Consider the following 16,824-nt stretch of genomic DNA (forward strand, 5'->3'; position numbering starts at 1 on the left):
TCATTTTCATCCGAGCTGTTTAGCCACACACTTGAAGTGTGTGGCTAAACAGTCTGATCGCAATCGACGCGGCGTTCAAGAATGCAGTCGAGTCTATCGGCTCGAGCTGGAACGCACATACTTCTGAGGCTGCACCGGCTGCGAGAGTGCGGTCGGGCGAAGTTGTCCTGCCGTTGACGTCGCCGAGACCTGCTGAATCCGGGTTTCCCGCGAGACTTCCGGGAGAGCAGCCGGTGCGGTTGATGCTCCCAGAAGGTCCATGTTCAGCTGGCCTTCGGAAAGTTCGCCGGACAGGTAGGTCATGAATTTCGGGCTGGCTTCATGCAGAATGACGACGCGATTCGCTGAAGCGGGGTTCGAACGATCACGAATGATCACGACCACTTCAGCCTCGCCCGCCTGCACGTCGACAGGTCCGCTCTCAGCAGGAGCGATCGGGGCAGCTGGGGGCGTCGCAGCCATCTCACGAGGAGCGGCAGCGGGAACGGAGCGTTCCGGGAACGATTCCGCAGCAGCGAAACTCTCTGCCGGCTGAACCGGTTCAGTCTTCACGGGCGGAGCATACAACGCGGTCATCTGACACTCATCCAGCAGCTTGTGAATCGCGAGCAGTCCGGAGTAAAAACCCCGTTGCTCGTCTTCATCGGCAGCACTGCAGACCCCGACGATCTCTCCGCGATCATTGAACAGTCCACCGCCGGAGCGGCCCTGAACAGGAACTCCGGTGCACAGCAGATTGTGCGGGCCTTCGTATTTGTCGATATCCGTCACGCGGGACTGCTGGCGGGTCGGCTCATCGCCTCCGCTGCATCCGATGGCAGCCACGGCTTCGCCGATTCGCGGAGCCGACTTCGGCCCGCCGACTGCAACTTGCGGAACCACGCTGGTGGTCGGGATGCTGATGATCCCCAGGTCCGAAACATGATCGCACTTCTTCAGGCTGGCCGTGTAGGGGGTGTGCACGCCACGTTCGAACACATCCACTTCGATCCGCGAGTCGTCGGTGAACTCCTTGAAGATGTGAGCACAGGTCAGAATATGGCTGACCCCTGCCTTGCTGGAGATCACGGTGCCCGATCCCAGATCAATCCGCCCGTTGGTGATCACTCGAATGCGGACGCTGGAATTCATGGGGTCGTTGGAGGGAACCGCTCCAGCATCAGCCGCCGGGCTCCGTACCGGGTCGGCAGCCGAGATGCTGGAGTCGTTTCCTCGAACGACGGCTGGGACGCCGCTATTTGACGATCGTCCCAGTGAAATCAGGTCCCGCAGTCCTCGCTTTTCTTCTTTCTCCGCAACGCGTGTCTGTTCCGGTTCCGTCTTCATCGGAGCAGGACGAGTCAGTGGGGCCGACTCTCCCAGTTCCACGGGAATCGACATCGGGCCCATTGGACGCTGAGTCACTGGAGAAGCGACCTGCGGTGAACTTTGGGGAATGCGTGCGACCATGCGGCGCAGGTCAGATTCGGTCATGCGTCCGGTGGTCCGGTCGACTTCTTTGCCTTCAATCACCAGCACAAAGGTCGGGATCTGCTGCACGCTGAACTTGTCAGCCAGGTCGCGTTGTTTATCAATGTCCACCTTGAGGATGGGGAGACCTTCCCGCTGCAGTTTTTCAACGATCGGCGCCACCTGCTGACACGGTCCGCACCACGTTGCCCCAAAGTCATAGACCACGCCCCGAGCTTCCTGGGCATACAGATCGGTAAAACTGGAAAGGCAGACTGCGGCAGTGACAGCAAGGACCAGGCGCATAGAGAGCTCCGTGCGGAGAAAACATCCGCTTACTGCGAATGTGTCGTGATTTCGAATGGGGGTCTGGGAGATTGATGCCGAACCGGAACTCAAGGAATCGAGGTCCGGGGCACGTCAGGGATCACACGGAAGGTGTGAATGGGAAGCGAGAAGAAAAACAGAAGTGCGTGACGCACGAGAGGAATGAAAAAATCTGTTGCAGCATGAGTCGGCTTCCTGCCTTTTTTGAAAAAGTTACATCAGGGAATTGTCAGAATCACAATCCATCGAGGTCTGCACCATCCCCTGTCCTGCTGGAAATCTACGTATTATCCGCGTTTTTCCAGTGTTTTATCGATTCCGAGGTGAAATCGAGCTGTCCATCACCGCTCTTCTTGACCAGCGATTCACAGTCTTCTCAAACAGTTGCAGTTGTCGTACCAAAACTGAGAAGATCAGCCATGATGCTTCGAACATTCCCTCCCGGAATTGGGAGAGGTCGAGGGTCGAGGGACGAGAGTCCAGAGCCGGAACTCTCGTGGTTGCCAGCACCTCAATCAATTTGTTCCACGCCAAAGCACTGACATCATGCCCTCTCGCCCATCGCCTCGTAGTGCTTCAAACTCGAAAAAACGCCCCCAGTCACCGGGGACAGCCCTATCGTCGGCTTCCGGTTCTTCTCTGACGTGGAGATGGCTGGCTGCGATTCTCGTCTCGGTCGGGTTGGCCTGGGTGTTCTGGTGGCCGCTCTGGCAAGGGGGCGGACTCGTCGGCGGGGACCTGTATCCTTATTACTTCCCGCAGAAAGCCGTTCTCGCGGAAAGCCTGAAGTCCTGGACGATTCCCCTCTGGAATCCGCTGGTCGGATTCGGGTATCCCGTTCTGGGAGAAAGCCAGACAGCTGCCCTGTATCCCCCCAATCTGGTCTTCTACTCGCTCTTCGAGATCAACACCGCTTACAACGCCCTTCAGCTGGGACACTATCTGCTGGCATTCTTCGGGACGTTCGCTCTGGCCCGTCGGTGGGGACTTCAGACGGCCGGTGCGTTGCTGGCAGCGACTGCATTTGTCTACGGCTGGTTTCCCGCCCGCATCTGTCTGGAATGGTCGATCATCGGCGGAGCGTGGTTCGTCTGGATTCTGTGGGGAGCAACGGCATATCTGCAAACGAGTGAGCGCAAGTATCTGGCCCTGACGGCAGTCTTCCTCGGGATGGATCTGCTCGCTGGGCACTACAACCTGGCCTTCATCACGTTACTGACGTTGTTGCCTTTTCCGTGGATGGCCGTTCCAGGTGGGGTTGAGCAGAACTCGAATCTGCATGCAGCAAAATGGTCCGCACAGCGGCCCCTGCGGGGAGTCGGTCTCGCGATCGCTCTGGGGGTAGGGTTTCTCATTGCTGCCGTTCAGCTACTCCCCAGCTGGGAATTGAAAACACTCAGCCAGCGCAAGACCGTGAACGAAACGTTCGCTCCCACGTACGGACACCTTCCCTTCGAAGCGATCTCGCAACTCTGGATGCCGTGGCGGTGGTATGCGGGCGAAAGATCGATGGACGAACTCCTCTCCGCCAGTCGATTTCTGGCGATCACAGCCGGAACCAATCAGGCAGAAGCACAGCTGTATGTCGGCCTGGCTCCGCTGATCCTGATGCTGCTGGGACTCTCCTGCCCGCCGCTGCGTCGACTGATGACTCTCAACTGCCGCTGGGGCTGGCTGCTCGTGGCAGGAGTTGCTTTGATCTTCGCATCCGGTTGGCCCATCTACTGGTTCCCGTGGATGCCGGGCCTGAATTTCTTCCGCGGTCCGGGACGGTATTCCATGGTCGCAGCACTCGCGTTCAGCCTGCTCGGCGGATCGGGACTCGACTCGCTGCTGGAGTGGCGCAGATGGAAGTCGCTGCACGGAATTGTGGTTGCCTCATCGATCCTCCTGCTGACCTCAGTCGATCTCTGGACCGCCAGTCGACAATACAGCTATGGCATCCCTCCCTATCTTGGACGCAAAGTCTTTTACGCAGTGATGCTGGACGGACCGCCGATCAAGTTTCGAAGTGAGAGCGCCCTCCGGTCGCACTTCGAGAAGTCTCTCGAGCCTGTCCGGCTGTACGCCCCGGGAGCAAATCTCCCCACGCTGCTGAACGTCTCCGCGCTCCCCGTGTATCTGGGAATCGGCCCGGAGATCTATGAGTCCGATGCCATGAATGTCGATTTTCAGGAGACCGATCCGGCGAAAATCGCGGAGTCCGTCAAACGCCTGCGTCGATTCGGCGTGACACATCTCCTCACGGAAACTCCCATCAATCCGGAGATCTGGGATGTAACGCCTCAGGGGACATGGAGCGACCGTTTGTTGAACGTCGCGCTCGGCAGAACGTCCCCGTACTCTCTCTACGCACTCAACCGTGCCCCCGGACGAGTCTCCATCGAGCCTGTTTCAACTGCGGAAGCAGATAGTGCAAGTGGTGCTGACGTGACCGGCAACCTTATCCGCTCGGTCGAGATCAAACCCAATCGCGTCCGGGTTGAAGTGGAATGCCTGACCGATTGCCGCCTCGTCCTGCGGGATCTCGACTATCCCGGCTGGAAGCTCGTCAACCCACGTCAGCATCAGGAACGATACGATGACCTGTTCCGGGCCGTGACACTGAAAGCCGCCGATTCCACCAACGGTGTACAGGTGGTGGAATGGGTGTATCGGCCCGGCAGCGTCATCTGGGGAGCATTGCTCAGCTGCCTGGGACTCGGCGGATTGATTGTGATGGGACGTGCCCGTCTGCCGAAGTGGTTCAGCACCGCGCCACGTCCTTCCGAAGAGCCTTCACCCCGTTAAGGTCCGCTTAAGCCGTCGGAACGCCAAGGGCCTTGAGTTGCTGCAGGACCTGCCAGGTCAGGTCGGAAAGACCCTGTCCCGTGGCGGACGAGATCCGCATCACAGGACGCCCGATGCTCTCTTCCAGCAACTCCGCGCACGCTTCCGCATCCGGGAGCTCGCATTTGGAAATCACGACGAACTCCGGTCTCTCCAGCAATTCGGGGTCGTACAGCTCCAGCTCCTTACGGATCTGGTGATAGTTCGCCACCGGATCGGACTGGTCCATCGGATCCGGTTCGATCATATGAATGAAGACGCGTGTCCGCTGAACATGCTTGAGGAATTCATGTCCGAGCCCGACACCGGCATGGGCTCCCTCGATCAGCCCCGGAATGTCCGCGAGCAGGAAGAAGTCATCATGCCCCACCTGCACCATCCCGAGATTGGGATATTTGGTGGTGAAGGGGTATGCAGCGATTTCCGGAGTCGCACGGGAGAGCCGGCTCAGGAGTGTGCTCTTGCCAGCGTTCGGTTTTCCAACCAGTCCGACATCAGCGATCAGCTTCAGTTCCAGAATGATCGTGCGAACTTCACCCGGCTCCCCTTCTTCGAAATGTCGCGGAGCACGTTCCGTGGAAGTGGCGAAGCGTTTATTGCCGCGTCCCCCTTTGCCCCCTTTGGCGATGACAATCTCCGCCCGATGCTCCAGCAGTTCGGTGATGACAAAATCGCCGTCGAGATCTCGAATGATGGTTCCCGGGGGAACCAGAATCGTGGTGTCTGCTCCAGACTTCCCGGTGCAGAGGGCTCCTTCGCCCGGACGACCATGATCGGCCTTCCAGTGTCGATGACCGACCAGGCTGTACAGGCTTCCGAGATTTTCGTCCGCGCGAATGATGATGCTTCCGCCGTGACCGCCGTCCCCGCCGTCCGGACCGCCACGCGGAATAAACGCCTCACGACGAAAGCTGCAGCACCCCTTGCCGCCGTCTCCCGCCTGACATTCCAATTCAACTCGATCAATAAACATGACAATTCAATCGCTGAAAATCCGAAACCTGTTCGAACCAGTGTATTCGTTTCCCGGTCGGAGGACGACGTGCGGAGCTGGGAATTTTCACAGGAAGCTCCCAACCGCTCGCAAAACGCCGGATTTTCGTGTTTCGCATCGACGGGCTGTGGTAAGATCAGAGCGCTGCCGACCTTCACCACTCCCCGGAGTGGAGTTCTCCATCGGAGGCCATCATGACACTCGTTGCACCCGAGTTTCTGGTCAGCGTCGCATTGCTGGCCGCTTTTGTGATCATTCTCTCCCACCGCCAGGCCGGGCATTTGTCCCGAAAATAAAAGAGCGGTCGTTCTCTGGAACAACCGCTCTGATGAAACCGGGGTCGTAAAATCGGACGCAGTCTATGCGCGGCCGACTTTGACGTTGCCGTAGCTGTGGACCTTCTCGCAGATCAATCGCAGTGACGATTCCAGGTCTCCATCCGCGGTGCGGAACGCATCCGCATCAACCGTCAGTGGTGCGCCGAGAACGACCAGCGGGGCGCCGTAGCTGGGAGAATTGACCGCCTGTTCGAGTGTGAGTCCACCAACCGCCTGAACGGGAATACTGACTGCCTGCACCACTTCGCGCAGCTGATCCAGCGGGCTGGGCTGCCGTCCCCCTTTGGCGACAATTCCGCGTCGTTCATCATATCCGATGTGATGAACCACGTAGTCGCATCCCAGATCTTCCAGCAGCTTGGCACCCGCGACCATGTCGGGACAGCCGAGGTTATCCCCCATCACCTTCACGCCGTGATCTTTACCCGCTTTGACGACACAGTGAATCGTCTCTTCATGGGCGCGAGCCATGACGACCACGTGGGTCGCCCCTGCTTTGGCCATCATCTCCGCTTCAAGGTAGCCGCCGTCCATCGTCTTCAGGTCGGCAACAATCGGGACATTGGGGAATGCTTTCCTGAGCGCCCGAATCCCGTGCAGTCCCTCTGCCAGAATCAAAGGGGTGCCTGCTTCCAGCCAGTCGACTCCTGCCCGCAACGCCATGGCGGCAGTCGACAGGGCTTCATCAATGTTGGTCAGGTCGAGCGAAATCTGGACAACGGGTTGCATAGATCAAATCCTGGAAAATCAAAGCGGTCAACAGCGGTGAGTGCAAAGCGGCAGCGCGAACCGGAGAGCGGCATGCCACAGAAGGGTGGGAATAATATATAATGAGAATTTCAAATTCCATCGTGTCGTCAACGAATTATTCAATTCACGTCACATGTACCCAAGCGAGGCACTTTCCGTATACTCCCGCACTCAGTCCTCGCCATGAGAGACCGCTTTCCGGGTGCCAGGAGATGCATGCACGATGTCGAAGTCTGAACTGGCGAGAGATGTCGCCCCTGAGCTCAGCAAGTCTCCCACCCTCAGCACATGGGACGTCGTCAGTCTGGTCATCGGGATTGTGGTCGGAGTTTCGATCTTCAAAGTCCCAGGCGATGTCTTTCGGTACACAGGCAGTCCAGCCATGGGACTGGCCGTCTGGGCTCTGGGTGCCGTGCTGGCGCTCTCCGGAGCCCTCTGCTATGCGGAACTGGCAGCGACCTATCCACAGTTTGGTGCGGGATATGTTTTTCTCGGACGGGCATTCGGCCGCCCGCTCGGCTTTCTGTTTGCCTGGATGCAGACCTGCATCATTCTTCCCGGCAGCGTCGGAGCCATGGCATTCGTCTTCGCAGCCTACGCCGGATCGATCTGGCCCTGGATGTCGGCCCATTCCGGATTGACCGGAGCGGGGGCGATTGCCGCACTGACAGTCCTGCAGCTCTTTGGCTTTCAAGTCGGAAGACTCGCGCAGAATGTGCTGACGACCATCAAGATCATCTCGCTGGCCAGTGTTCTGGTCTGCGGACTGATCCTTTCGCCGCAGAACCCCCATGCCATGCAACCGGCCGTGGAGACGACCCCAGCGACATGGGACGGAATCGGCCTGGCCCTTGTCTTCGTACTGTATGCGTACGGTGGATGGAGCGATGTGGCCTCCGTCACTCCCGAAGTTCGGGATTGTCGAAAGAACATGCCGCGCGGCTTGATGATCGGGCTGGGGATTGTCGCTGGTCTGTACCTGCTGTTGAATCTCTCCTTCCTGAAGGGACTGGGTTACGCCGACGTGCGTCAGGTTGAAGCCCCTGTGGCTGAGGTGATCCGCCGGGCACTGGGCTCCACGTTTTCCAACGCCATGAGTCTGATCGTCATGGCGAGCGCGCTGGGAGCGATTCACGGCATGATGTTCTCGGGGTGCCGATTGCTGACAGCGGTCGGCCAGGACTATCCGCTCTTTCAGAAATGGAGTGAATGGAATTCCCGCCACGTCGCTGTCTGGGCGCTGATGACCGTCAGCGGCATGTCACTTTTGCTGACAGCGATCGTCGGAACAGAGGCTGGCCGCAATGGAGTGATCTTCGTCACGTCGGCCCTCAAACTCCCCGATCCGAACTGGGAGAAATATGGCGGCGGCTTTGACCTCCTCGTGAGCGCCTCATCTCCCATCTTCTGGGCGTTTTTCTTCCTGACAGCAGTCTCGCTGTTCGTGTTGCGAATCCGCGATCCTCAGCGGCCTCGCCCCTTTCGCGTTCCCGCTTACCCGCTCACCCCGATCGTCTTCGCGGGGACAGCGTTGTACATGCTCTGGAGCAGTTCCACCTGGGCCGGCCAACTGACGCTGCTGTTCTTCCCCGTTTTTGTCATCGGGGTGGTTCTGGCACTGGCACAGCAGAGTGGAAGCAGACGCTCACAAAATTCCTGAAGCCGATTTGGAACGCCTCCCATGGCGGCATCAGTGCGTTCTGCATGTTAAGAGATATCGTCCAGCTCGTCCGCGGGTTCATCCGGCGGAGCGACCGGCTTTTCGACCGTTCCACGCTGCTGCAGGAAGTGAGCTGTGAGCGAACAAAGGATGGCCCAGACCAGACCCGCCATCCACCCGGCCAGCACATCCGTCGGATAGTGGACCCCGAGATAAACCCGGCTCATTCCGACCAGAACTGTCAGCGCCAGCGCGACACCGATCACATACGCCTTTAATCGTCGACGCGCCACAGCTGCAGCGAGCAGTGAACCGAGTGTGAGATAGATCACTGCCGAATTCATGCTGTGACCGCTGGGAAAGCTGCTGGAGACGACGAAGTCCAGATGGGGAACGACGTCCGGCCGGGGACGATGAAAGAAGAGCTTCAAAAGCGTGCTGACAATGTACCCGCTCACCGCGGAACCGATCAGAAATTCGGACAGGTGGCGTTTGTTGTCCAGCCACAGGTATCCCGCTGTGACGAACGTAAAGAAGATCAGGCAGAAGTATCCCCCCAGCGAAGTGACGTCGCGTGCCAGTTCCTGAACCCAGCGGGGCCCGATCGGAACAGATGGATCGTGCTCGGATCGCAATGCCCGCAGCAGCCACGGATCGAACCGATGCGTCTCTCCATCGACAACCGAATCCGCCAGCTCAATGAAGCACCAGCCCGCCACCGCAAGAATCAGCACGGAGATCAACGTGGCGGGTTCGAGCCCCCCCAGCCATCGCACCCAGCAGTGAGCCCGGACCCGGATTCCTTTCAGAATTCGATGAACCGGACCGCTTCGCGGGGGTCGATTGGATTTCACAGGAGCCATCACATCACTAACCGCGTTATTCCTGCATTTGCCGAAATTGCGAAAACTCCCGCCATGTTAAAGCACGATTTCCAGCCTGTCAGCCAAAAGCTGTCCGGACTCCTCCTGCAAACCCCGAAATCAGTCGATCCGCATGCATCTCGTTGCTTCCGGCAGATCCGCACCGGGGATGGCTGACAGGTCGGAACTTTTTCTGCAACAATATTGACTTGAGAGTCTGACACAAGAACTTCAATCGCTGAGAGGCACGCCGGAGATGCGGTTCACCAAGATGCACGGGGCAGGGAACGATTACGTCTATGTAAATTGTTTCGAGGAGAATCCGGGCGCAGAGATCCCTGAACTCGCCAGAAAGATCAGCGATCGCCACACGGGAGTGGGGGGCGACGGTCTGATTCTGATCTGCCCCAGCGAACAGGCCGACGCCCGCATGCGGATGTACAACGCAGACGGCAGTGAATCGGAAATGTGCGGCAACGGTCTCCGCTGCGTGGCCAAGTACGTTTACGATCACGGAATTGCAAAGAAGGAAGAACTGCGGCTGGAAACCGGTCGCGGAGTGCTGACCGTGCAGGTCTTTCCGGAACAGGGACTCGTCAAGACCGTTCGCGTCAACATGGGGGCTCCCATTCTGGAATCCTCGAAAATTCCGACCACGCTGCCGGGTGATCCTCCCATCGGCGCCCGTCTGGATGTCGGCGGCCGGCAACTGGAAGTCACCTGTGTTTCGATGGGAAATCCTCACTGCATCACGTTCGTCCCGGAGATCAACGACGAATGGGTGCTGGGGATCGGCCCTCAGATCGAAAAGCACCCGGCGTTTCCGCGACGGGTCAACGCTGAGTTCATCAAGATCATCTCTCCCCGCGAAATGCAGATGCGGGTCTGGGAACGGGGAAGCGGCGAAACGCTGGCCTGCGGAACGGGTGCCTGTGCGGCCGCTGTCGCTGCTGTCCTGAACGGTTTGACTGAGCGAACTGTGCTGTGTCACCTCCCCGGGGGTGACCTGACGCTGGAATGGGCCGAAAGCGGCGAAGTCTTCATGACCGGTCCCGCGACGGAAGTCTTCCAGGGCGAGTGGACGCTCTAAGAAGAACCGTTGAAAATCGCATCACCTGCGGTTTTGCTGCACACTTCATGTGTGCGGCTAACCGGGATTCGACGCCGCGACTACGATTCGTCCTGCGTGACCGGGCCGCTGCGTCGTTTCACTGCATCTAGCTTTGGAGTTGCATTCTCGCAGTTCCGAAAAAGTAAATTGAAGCGATTGCAGCGGGAATTCCGATCATTACAGGCATTCAAATGGTCAACACCATTTGTTCCGGGGGCGATACCCGCAGCTGAATCGCTGCAATCCAAACGGCAGCTCACCGTTTTGCCGTGAGGTGTTTCATGTACCGTGCTGCATTTCTGGCCTTCGGGCTCTACATGGTTCTGTCCGGGGGCGGACTCCTCTTTGTAGACGATGTTGCCTTAAACGCGCGAATCTCTTCGAAGGCATCACCGGTACTTCAGTGGATGGGGAGTTCAGACGAATCGGGCCGCTGCCATCTGCAGCCCCCCGAGTGGGTCCCGTTCACGCTGATCGGGGTGGGGATCGTGACGATGCTGTATTCCGTCGCGTTACCCCGGGAATGAACTGTGCCCCGGGGCCAGCCTCACAGCTGTCCGTTGAGAATCACAGCAACCTGATTTAACTTGAATCAGGGAATCCCCGCTCCTGAGCAGGTTTCTTGTGATGTCGACGCGTCGTTTTTGCCGATCCTGATTGAGGATGCGCTGGCGAGTCGAGCAATCTGTTGGTCGCCGCGCGGGCAGACGACAAGGATGGCTCCATGAGCAACTCTCCCAGCAACATCAACGACGCTGCAAATTCCGTCGCTGCGCCTTCGGGCTTTCAGCTGATCATCGAACGCGGAGTTTCGCGATTTCCCCAGCGGCCGATCGGCTCTGGGCGATTCCTGATCGGGGCCGGCAGTAATTGCCAGTTGCAGCTCGGCGGAGAAATCCCGCTGCTGCACAGCATCATTCTCCCGGAGAAAGATCAACTCTGGATTGACGCTGTCGCCCCACACCCGCCGCTAGTGGTGAACGGTCAGGTAATGCGGGACGGCCCGCTGCACCGCGGGGACATCGTGGAAATCGGCGAATTCGTTTTCTGCGTCGACTTCGTTGAAGGAGCGGTCGAACCAGCTGTTCCAGCTCCCGCCGCTGCAATTCCGGCCGAAGAGCGTACTGCTGCCGAGTTGCTCACCCTGCTGGAAGAAGACCTGACGGGTCTGAGCGAATTTGAAACCGGCCAGCAGGAACGTCTGGCCTCATTGCGAAACGCGGCACTGATGCAGAATGCGGTCTCGCAGCTCGACTGGAAGGACGATCCTCGCGCCTCGATTCTCAGAATGCTCGGAGAACTTCACGAACGCGCATTGGCTCTGGATCAACGTGAAGCAGCCCTGAACGAACATGCCCGAAAGCTGACGCAGTCGCAGGAAGAATTGCGGAGACAGCTCGAACAACTCTGCTCACAGGCGCGCTCGGAGTCCGCCTCACAGGCCAATAACGACGTGCGAAAATCCGCATAAGTTCGCCGTTTGAACTCGACAACAGGTCTGCCTTCGGAATTCGGTCAGTCGAATCCTGCTGTCGAGTGAGACCAAGACTGCTCTATTTTTCCACAGCAATCTTGTGTGCCGGACCGGCCATCTCCGTCTCTGATTGACAGAGCTCATCACGCACAATGTTCATTGTGCGGGGGGCTTCAATGCCAATACGAACCGTATTGGGACCGATGCGCACCACGGTCACAGCGATATCGTCGCCAATCAGAATCCGCTCTCCAGGCTTCCGTGAGAGAACAAGCATGATTGATGTCTCCTTCCTTTGGCTTTAAGCGGTGGCGAGCATCCTGCCCCGAGCCACGCGCCATCAATTCGAACATGCCATCAGAAAGATACCAACCGGCAAACTCGGCGCCTACCCCACATTCAGCACTGGACAGAGAAACATACTGAACAGCCCGCTTTGCGAGTGCCTGTTTTTTGAGCAGCCTGTTTTTTCAGCAGAAACCGAGTGCAGTGAGCTCGTCAAATGAGCCAGTGTCGGCAAGCTTCACTGCCGTTATGGCAGAGAATGCCACCATCACTTTGCGGGCTCCGTGGGTGTCGGGGCGCTCCCGTTCGAGCGCAAGAATTCCCGGAGAGACCATGAAGTCCGTGAATCCAATCGGCTCCTGAGAGCTCACAATCAGAATTCCAACGCGGCTCTTATTTTCAGGCCAGCGTTCGAAAAGCGTTTGCCAGGCGGCAGCAGTGTCCATCGATCCCATCTCCATAACCTCGAAGATGATCGACCGAACGTCCTGACAGAAATCGGACTCCCGCTGAAAACGGTCCCTCCGCAAACAAAAAAAGAAGGCACCACCCTTACAGGCGGTGCCTTCTTCCTAACATGACCCCAAGGGGATTCGAACCCCTGTACTTGGACTGAAAATCCAATGTCCTGGGCCTCTAGACGATGGGGCCAGAGAGACCATACGGTAATGGGTCATTCGACAATGTCAAGCTGGTCGATCGAGGGAATTCTGTCCAAAATCTGATCTTCTTTCCGATCACCGAGAGATTCGCATGTCCGACACGGATTCGCTGGTATTTGAAGCCCTCAACCTGCTGACAAATCGACTGCGGGCTGGAGAAGAAATACAACTTGAACAGGTGTTATCAAATTACCCTGAACTCTCCGACGAAATTCGTTCTCTGTGGGGGACGATTCTGGTCGCGGAACAGCTGGGCCTGCCGGCCATCGATTCCTCCGTCGCCTCTTCCGCAGCTCTTCCCAGAGAGACACCGGCAGCCCCCGGAAGGATCGGAAAATTCGAGCTGATTCAGGAAATCGGTCGAGGCGGCATGGGAGTGGTCTACAAAGCCTTCCAGCGGAACCCCAACCGCGTGGTCGCGGTGAAGATGCTGCTACGTGGAGATTTGTCCACTCCCGAGAATCTCGCTCGGTTTCAGGCCGAGGGGGAGGCGGCAGCCCGGCTCGACCATCCGCATATCGTCGCCATTCACGACGTCGGCACGGACCAGGGCCAGCCGTACTTCAGCATGCCGTTCATCGACGGCACGACGCTGGCAAAGCGAATTTCGGAAAGTACGCTCCCCGACCGGGAGGCTGCCGAACTCATGATTCCCGTCTGTCGGGCAATCGCCTACGCCCACCAGCGTGGAATTCTGCACCGAGATCTGAAACCGTCCAACATCCTGATCGACCAGAACGGTCACCAGTTCGTCTCCGACTTCGGTCTGGCCAAGCGGATGGACCCGGAGGACGTCTCCTTAACGGGAGCTGCCCTGACAGAAACAGGAGCCATTCTGGGAACCCCCGGGTACATGGCCCCCGAACAGGCAGCGGGAAATCGGGGAACCGCCGGACCGGCCACCGATGTTTACAGCCTGGGAGCGATCCTTTATGCGTGCGTGACCGGCCGGGCTCCTTTTCAGGCTGCCAATCCGGTCGATGCCATTCTCATGATTCTGGAACAGGATCCCCCGCCCCCCCGGCTCCTGCACCCTCAGATCGACATCGATCTGGAGATGATCATTCTGAAGGCCCTCCAGAAACCGATCGACCTTCGTTATCAGACTGCCGACGCTCTCGCCGATGACCTCGAAGCCTACCTGCGGCACGAACCGATCTCCGCGCGTTCTTCGAAGTTCACTCAGATTCTGAGCCGGGCATTTCGACCAACTCACAATATCGGCGTGCTGGAGAACTGGGGGCTGCTGTGGATGTTGCACGCAGCGGTCATCGTCTCCCTGTGCATCATCACAGACGTGATGAGATTTCAGGGGGTGACATCCCGGCTCCCCTACGTGGGCTTGTGGACGCTGGGGCTGGGGACCTGGGCGATGATCTTCTGGAATCTGCGGCGCCGCGCCGGCCCGGTCACCTTCGTCGAGCGGCAGATCGCCCATGTCTGGGCGGCCAGCATGGGGTGCTCGACCGCGCTGTTCGGAGTTGAGTGGCTGATGGGTCTGCCGGTCCTGGCATTGTCACCGGTCCTCGGACTGTTCGCCGGCGCGGTCTTCATCGCCAAGGCAGGCATCCTCTCCGGGGAATTCTATATCCCCGGGATCCTGCTTTACCTCTCCGCGATTCCGATGGCTCTCTTCCCGGAGTACTCGCTGACCATTTTCGGAATCGTATCCGGAGGAGCCTTCTTCCTCTCGGGTCTGAAGTTCCATCTACTTCAGCGGGCCAATCACGTGCGAAGCCGGATGTGAGATCGCAATAAAAGAAAAGAAAGAATTGAAACGCAGAGGTCGCGGAGTTCGCAGAGAAATGGGCAGAAGGGGAGACAAAGAAGGATTTTCAAAACCGCGAATCATTCGAATCCGGCGAATTTCTTTGTGTGTGTTCAATCAGCGCCAGCAGCTCAACCGAGATTCAAATGGTTCCAAACAACAAAACATGAAATAGCTGTGAAATCAGGACGGATATGGAGGGCCGTCATTTGCAAAATTCGTCTCATTCGCGGTTCAACATCTTCTCCGCGAACTCTGCGTTTCAGAATCTCTTCCCGATTCGAAACTACAGAATCGAACTGTTCACAGAATCCAGCCGCCGCCGAGAATGCGGTTCTCGTTGTAGATGGCGACCGCCTGCCCGGGGGCCACTCCGTACTGCGGATCATCGAACGTCACTTCAATGCGATCATCACCCGTCTTTTCCACGACGCACCAGGCTGGCTTGTGCTGATAGCGGATCTGGGCCGTTGCACGAAGCGGGAATGAAAGCGATTCCGCAAGCCAGTTCAGACGATTGGCGGAGAGGGTCCGCCGTCCGAGTTCTTCGCGGTTGCCCAGAACAACTCGATGCGTCTCGGGTTCGATGCGGACGACGAAACGAGGTTCGCCAAATGTCACCCCCAGGCCGCGTCGCTGTCCGATGGTGAAATGCTGATACCCGGCATGTCGTCCAAGCACATTTCCAGCGGTGTCGACCAGTTCGCCATCGGTTTCCTGTTCACCGCGATAGTCTCGCAGGAAACGCCCGTAGTCGTTATCGGGGATGAAGCAGATTTCCTGGCTGTCCGGCTTGTCGGCAGTCCGGATCCCCGCATGCCGGGCCAGGTCCCGCAAGGCCTCTTTCTGATATCCGCCGACAGGAAACAGGATCTTGCTCAGCAGTTCCCGACGAATTCCGAACAGGACATACGACTGATCCTTCCCAGCATCGAGTCCGCGAAACAGGCCCGGAGTGCTCTCCCCCGGCACAGCGGTCAGCTGGGCGTAATGACCAGTCGCAATGTATTCCGCGCCCACCTGTTCGGCGAAATCCCAGAGTTTGCCAAACTTCAGCCAGACGTTGCACATCACGCACGGATTAGGTGTCCGTCCCGCGAGATACTCATCCGCGAAGTAATCCTTGATCTGCTCGAAGGCGTCGCTGAAGTTCAGGGCATGAAAACTGATATCGAGTGCGTCCGCCACGCGGCGGGCATCGGCAGCATCCGAGGCACTGCAACACCCCTGCTTGTGAGACTTCGGATTCACAATAGGGAGCAGGTTCGGAGCGGTCGCACAGCTTTCCGTCTCCGCTGCTCCGGACCGCATGAACAGACCGATGACCTCGTGCCCCTGCTCCTTGAGCAGCCAGGCGCTGGCGGAACTGTCAATTCCGCCACTCATTGCGAGGACAACACGGGACATGGACGCGTCGGGGGATGAGGGTCGAGGGAAGCCGGACGACTGCGTCGCCGGAATCATCAAATTACGGAAGTCTGAACTCAAACGGCTGAAAACTTTCCGCCAGTCCTGATATCGTAGCGGGAATCACTGAAATTTGCATTTTATCTCACACGGTTCGTAAAGGGATGGCATGCCGGGAGGATCTGTTCGAAACACGATCGGCTTTCTCATGCAGTTTTCGGCGCTCGTGTTTTTGCCCCTGTTGATCATCTGGCAGCTCAATTTCGGGTTCCAGCTGCTCTGGATGCCCGGCCTGACGCTGGTGGGAATGGTTGTTTTCTGGATCGGACATTCATTGCGTGAGAAGCAGTAATGCAATTGCCCGTAGGGTCCGCTGTGCGGACCATCGAAACCGTGCGGATGCGACGCAACTTCAGCCGTTGGCGGTCCGCACAGCGAACCCTACGGAGGTGGGGGCTCATGTCTGCCTTGTCGGTCTTGCCGATCGGATCTGCGGTATTCGCTCAGAGGCTGCCAACCAATATCGCTGTCCAAACTGAATCGCAGCTGCACCTGGTCCGAAAGCTATGGTCTGTAGGGTCCGCTGTGCGGACCAACTCCTCTCACGATCTCGCTCAGGAAAATCGGTCCGCACAGCGGACCCTACTTGGGCCGCAAACCTGGGTTGCGATGGATGGTGAGATCGTTCTCGTTCAGGATTTGAACGGAGTTCGCGCATTGAACTTCGCCACAGGTCGGGCCGCGTGGCCGGTGGATAACAATGACCCTGGATACTTGCTCAGAGCGAATCTGCGTGATTTTCCGCCGCGAACATCACCCCTTCCAAGCGTTCTTCACGGTGTTGTTGCTTCCAACAAATGGTTTGGCTGCATTGAAGGCAAATTCGTAGTCTGCCTGGATCTCGCCG

Annotated in this window: 13 protein-coding genes, 1 tRNA gene and 1 pseudogene; 8 read left to right on the forward strand and 7 right to left on the reverse strand. The window is 58.1% G+C overall.

Features of this window, described 5'->3' with window-relative positions:
* Nucleotides 1-93: 93 nt before the first annotated feature.
* The gene (locus SH661x_RS18480; RefSeq protein ID WP_437224588.1) at nt 94-1,755 is read right to left on the reverse strand and encodes a thioredoxin domain-containing protein; all 1,662 of its coding nucleotides are present in this window, start codon (nt 1,753-1,755) and stop codon (nt 94-96) included.
* Nucleotides 1,756-2,322: 567 nt separating this feature from the next.
* Between SH661x_RS18480 and SH661x_RS18485 the strand changes: the two genes are divergently transcribed.
* Complete coding sequence (locus tag SH661x_RS18485; RefSeq protein ID WP_437224590.1) at nt 2,323-4,566, forward strand: hypothetical protein; 2,244 nt, start codon at nt 2,323-2,325, stop codon at nt 4,564-4,566.
* 7 nt (nt 4,567-4,573) lie between these two features.
* On the opposite strand, the gene obgE is transcribed toward SH661x_RS18485, so the two are convergent.
* Entirely contained in the window at nt 4,574-5,578 is a 1,005-nt protein-coding gene (obgE, locus tag SH661x_RS18490) for a GTPase ObgE (RefSeq protein WP_437224593.1), read from the reverse strand.
* A gap of 380 nt (nt 5,579-5,958) precedes the next feature.
* Nucleotides 5,959-6,666 carry an orotidine 5'-phosphate decarboxylase / HUMPS family protein gene (locus tag SH661x_RS18495; RefSeq protein ID WP_437224595.1) on the reverse strand — a complete coding sequence of 236 codons (708 nt, stop codon included), beginning with the start codon at nt 6,664-6,666 and terminating at the stop codon, nt 5,959-5,961.
* A gap of 244 nt (nt 6,667-6,910) precedes the next feature.
* On the opposite strand from SH661x_RS18495, the gene SH661x_RS18500 reads away from it, so the two are divergent.
* Nucleotides 6,911-8,347 carry an APC family permease gene (locus SH661x_RS18500; protein WP_437224597.1) on the forward strand — a complete coding sequence of 479 codons (1,437 nt, stop codon included), beginning with the start codon at nt 6,911-6,913 and terminating at the stop codon, nt 8,345-8,347.
* Between the two features lie 47 nt (nt 8,348-8,394).
* On the opposite strand, the gene SH661x_RS18505 is transcribed toward SH661x_RS18500, so the two are convergent.
* A complete protein-coding gene (locus SH661x_RS18505) occupies nt 8,395-9,201 on the reverse strand; it encodes a phosphatase PAP2 family protein (RefSeq protein WP_437224599.1) in 807 nt (268 codons plus the stop codon).
* Between the two features lie 265 nt (nt 9,202-9,466).
* Here SH661x_RS18505 and dapF point away from each other — a divergent pair, with 265 nt between their 5' ends.
* The 3 genes from dapF to SH661x_RS18520 all read left to right on the forward strand — a co-directional run bounded on the left by dapF (nt 9,467) and on the right by SH661x_RS18520 (nt 11,792).
* On the forward strand, nt 9,467-10,300 hold the full coding sequence (dapF, locus tag SH661x_RS18510) for a diaminopimelate epimerase (protein WP_437224601.1): 834 nt from the start codon (nt 9,467-9,469) through the stop codon (nt 10,298-10,300).
* Nucleotides 10,301-10,602: 302 nt separating this feature from the next.
* Entirely contained in the window at nt 10,603-10,848 is a 246-nt protein-coding gene (locus SH661x_RS18515) for a hypothetical protein (RefSeq protein ID WP_437224604.1), read from the forward strand.
* 197 nt (nt 10,849-11,045) lie between these two features.
* Nucleotides 11,046-11,792, forward strand: coding sequence for an FHA domain-containing protein (locus SH661x_RS18520; RefSeq protein WP_437224607.1), 747 nt, complete (start codon nt 11,046-11,048; stop codon nt 11,790-11,792).
* An 82-nt stretch (nt 11,793-11,874) separates the two neighbouring features.
* Here the strand turns inward: SH661x_RS18520 and SH661x_RS18525 are convergent, their stop codons facing one another.
* Nucleotides 11,875-12,072, reverse strand: a complete 198-nt coding sequence (locus SH661x_RS18525) for a carbon storage regulator (RefSeq protein WP_437224609.1) — start codon at nt 12,070-12,072, stop codon at nt 11,875-11,877.
* Nucleotides 12,073-12,658: 586 nt separating this feature from the next.
* Nucleotides 12,659-12,731: transfer RNA gene (locus SH661x_RS18530), tRNA-Glu, on the reverse strand.
* Between the two features lie 102 nt (nt 12,732-12,833).
* Here SH661x_RS18530 and SH661x_RS18535 point away from each other — a divergent pair.
* Nucleotides 12,834-14,489 carry a serine/threonine-protein kinase gene (locus SH661x_RS18535; RefSeq protein ID WP_437224612.1) on the forward strand — a complete coding sequence of 552 codons (1,656 nt, stop codon included), beginning with the start codon at nt 12,834-12,836 and terminating at the stop codon, nt 14,487-14,489.
* A gap of 324 nt (nt 14,490-14,813) precedes the next feature.
* Here the strand turns inward: SH661x_RS18535 and mnmA are convergent, their stop codons facing one another.
* On the reverse strand, nt 14,814-15,917 hold the full coding sequence (gene mnmA / locus SH661x_RS18540; protein WP_437224615.1) for a tRNA 2-thiouridine(34) synthase MnmA: 1,104 nt from the start codon (nt 15,915-15,917) through the stop codon (nt 14,814-14,816).
* 169 nt (nt 15,918-16,086) lie between these two features.
* On the opposite strand from mnmA, the gene SH661x_RS18545 reads away from it, so the two are divergent.
* Together SH661x_RS18545 and SH661x_RS18550 are read left to right on the forward strand one after the other, a co-directional pair.
* The gene (locus SH661x_RS18545) at nt 16,087-16,269 is read left to right on the forward strand and encodes a hypothetical protein (RefSeq protein WP_437224617.1); all 183 of its coding nucleotides are present in this window, start codon (nt 16,087-16,089) and stop codon (nt 16,267-16,269) included.
* Between the two features lie 317 nt (nt 16,270-16,586).
* A pseudogene (locus tag SH661x_RS18550) lies at nt 16,587-16,784 on the forward strand (hypothetical protein); the annotation flags it as partial.
* Nucleotides 16,785-16,824 lie beyond the last annotated feature (40 nt).

The organism is Planctomicrobium stercoris, from assembly GCF_051465655.1.
Taxonomy (GTDB): domain Bacteria; phylum Planctomycetota; class Planctomycetia; order Planctomycetales; family Planctomycetaceae; genus Planctomicrobium.

Bases quoted from the DNA above. Each gene is read 5' to 3' on its own strand.
- mnmA (WP_437224615.1), bottom strand. From the start codon at position 15,917: ATGTCCCGTGTTGTCCTCGCAATGAGTGGCGGAATTGACAGTTCCGCC.
- dapF (WP_437224601.1), top strand. From the start codon at position 9,467: ATGCGGTTCACCAAGATGCACGGGGCAGGGAACGATTACGTCTATGTA.
- SH661x_RS18525 (WP_437224609.1), bottom strand. From the start codon at position 12,072: ATGCTTGTTCTCTCACGGAAGCCTGGAGAGCGGATTCTGATTGGCGAC.
- SH661x_RS18515 (WP_437224604.1), top strand. From the start codon at position 10,603: ATGTACCGTGCTGCATTTCTGGCCTTCGGGCTCTACATGGTTCTGTCC.
- SH661x_RS18520 (WP_437224607.1), top strand. From the start codon at position 11,046: ATGAGCAACTCTCCCAGCAACATCAACGACGCTGCAAATTCCGTCGCT.
- SH661x_RS18535 (WP_437224612.1), top strand. From the start codon at position 12,834: ATGTCCGACACGGATTCGCTGGTATTTGAAGCCCTCAACCTGCTGACA.
- SH661x_RS18545 (WP_437224617.1), top strand. From the start codon at position 16,087: ATGCCGGGAGGATCTGTTCGAAACACGATCGGCTTTCTCATGCAGTTT.
- SH661x_RS18500 (WP_437224597.1), top strand. From the start codon at position 6,911: ATGTCGAAGTCTGAACTGGCGAGAGATGTCGCCCCTGAGCTCAGCAAG.
- obgE (WP_437224593.1), bottom strand. From the start codon at position 5,578: ATGTTTATTGATCGAGTTGAATTGGAATGTCAGGCGGGAGACGGCGGC.
- SH661x_RS18480 (WP_437224588.1), bottom strand. From the start codon at position 1,755: ATGCGCCTGGTCCTTGCTGTCACTGCCGCAGTCTGCCTTTCCAGTTTT.
- SH661x_RS18495 (WP_437224595.1), bottom strand. From the start codon at position 6,666: ATGCAACCCGTTGTCCAGATTTCGCTCGACCTGACCAACATTGATGAA.
- SH661x_RS18485 (WP_437224590.1), top strand. From the start codon at position 2,323: ATGCCCTCTCGCCCATCGCCTCGTAGTGCTTCAAACTCGAAAAAACGC.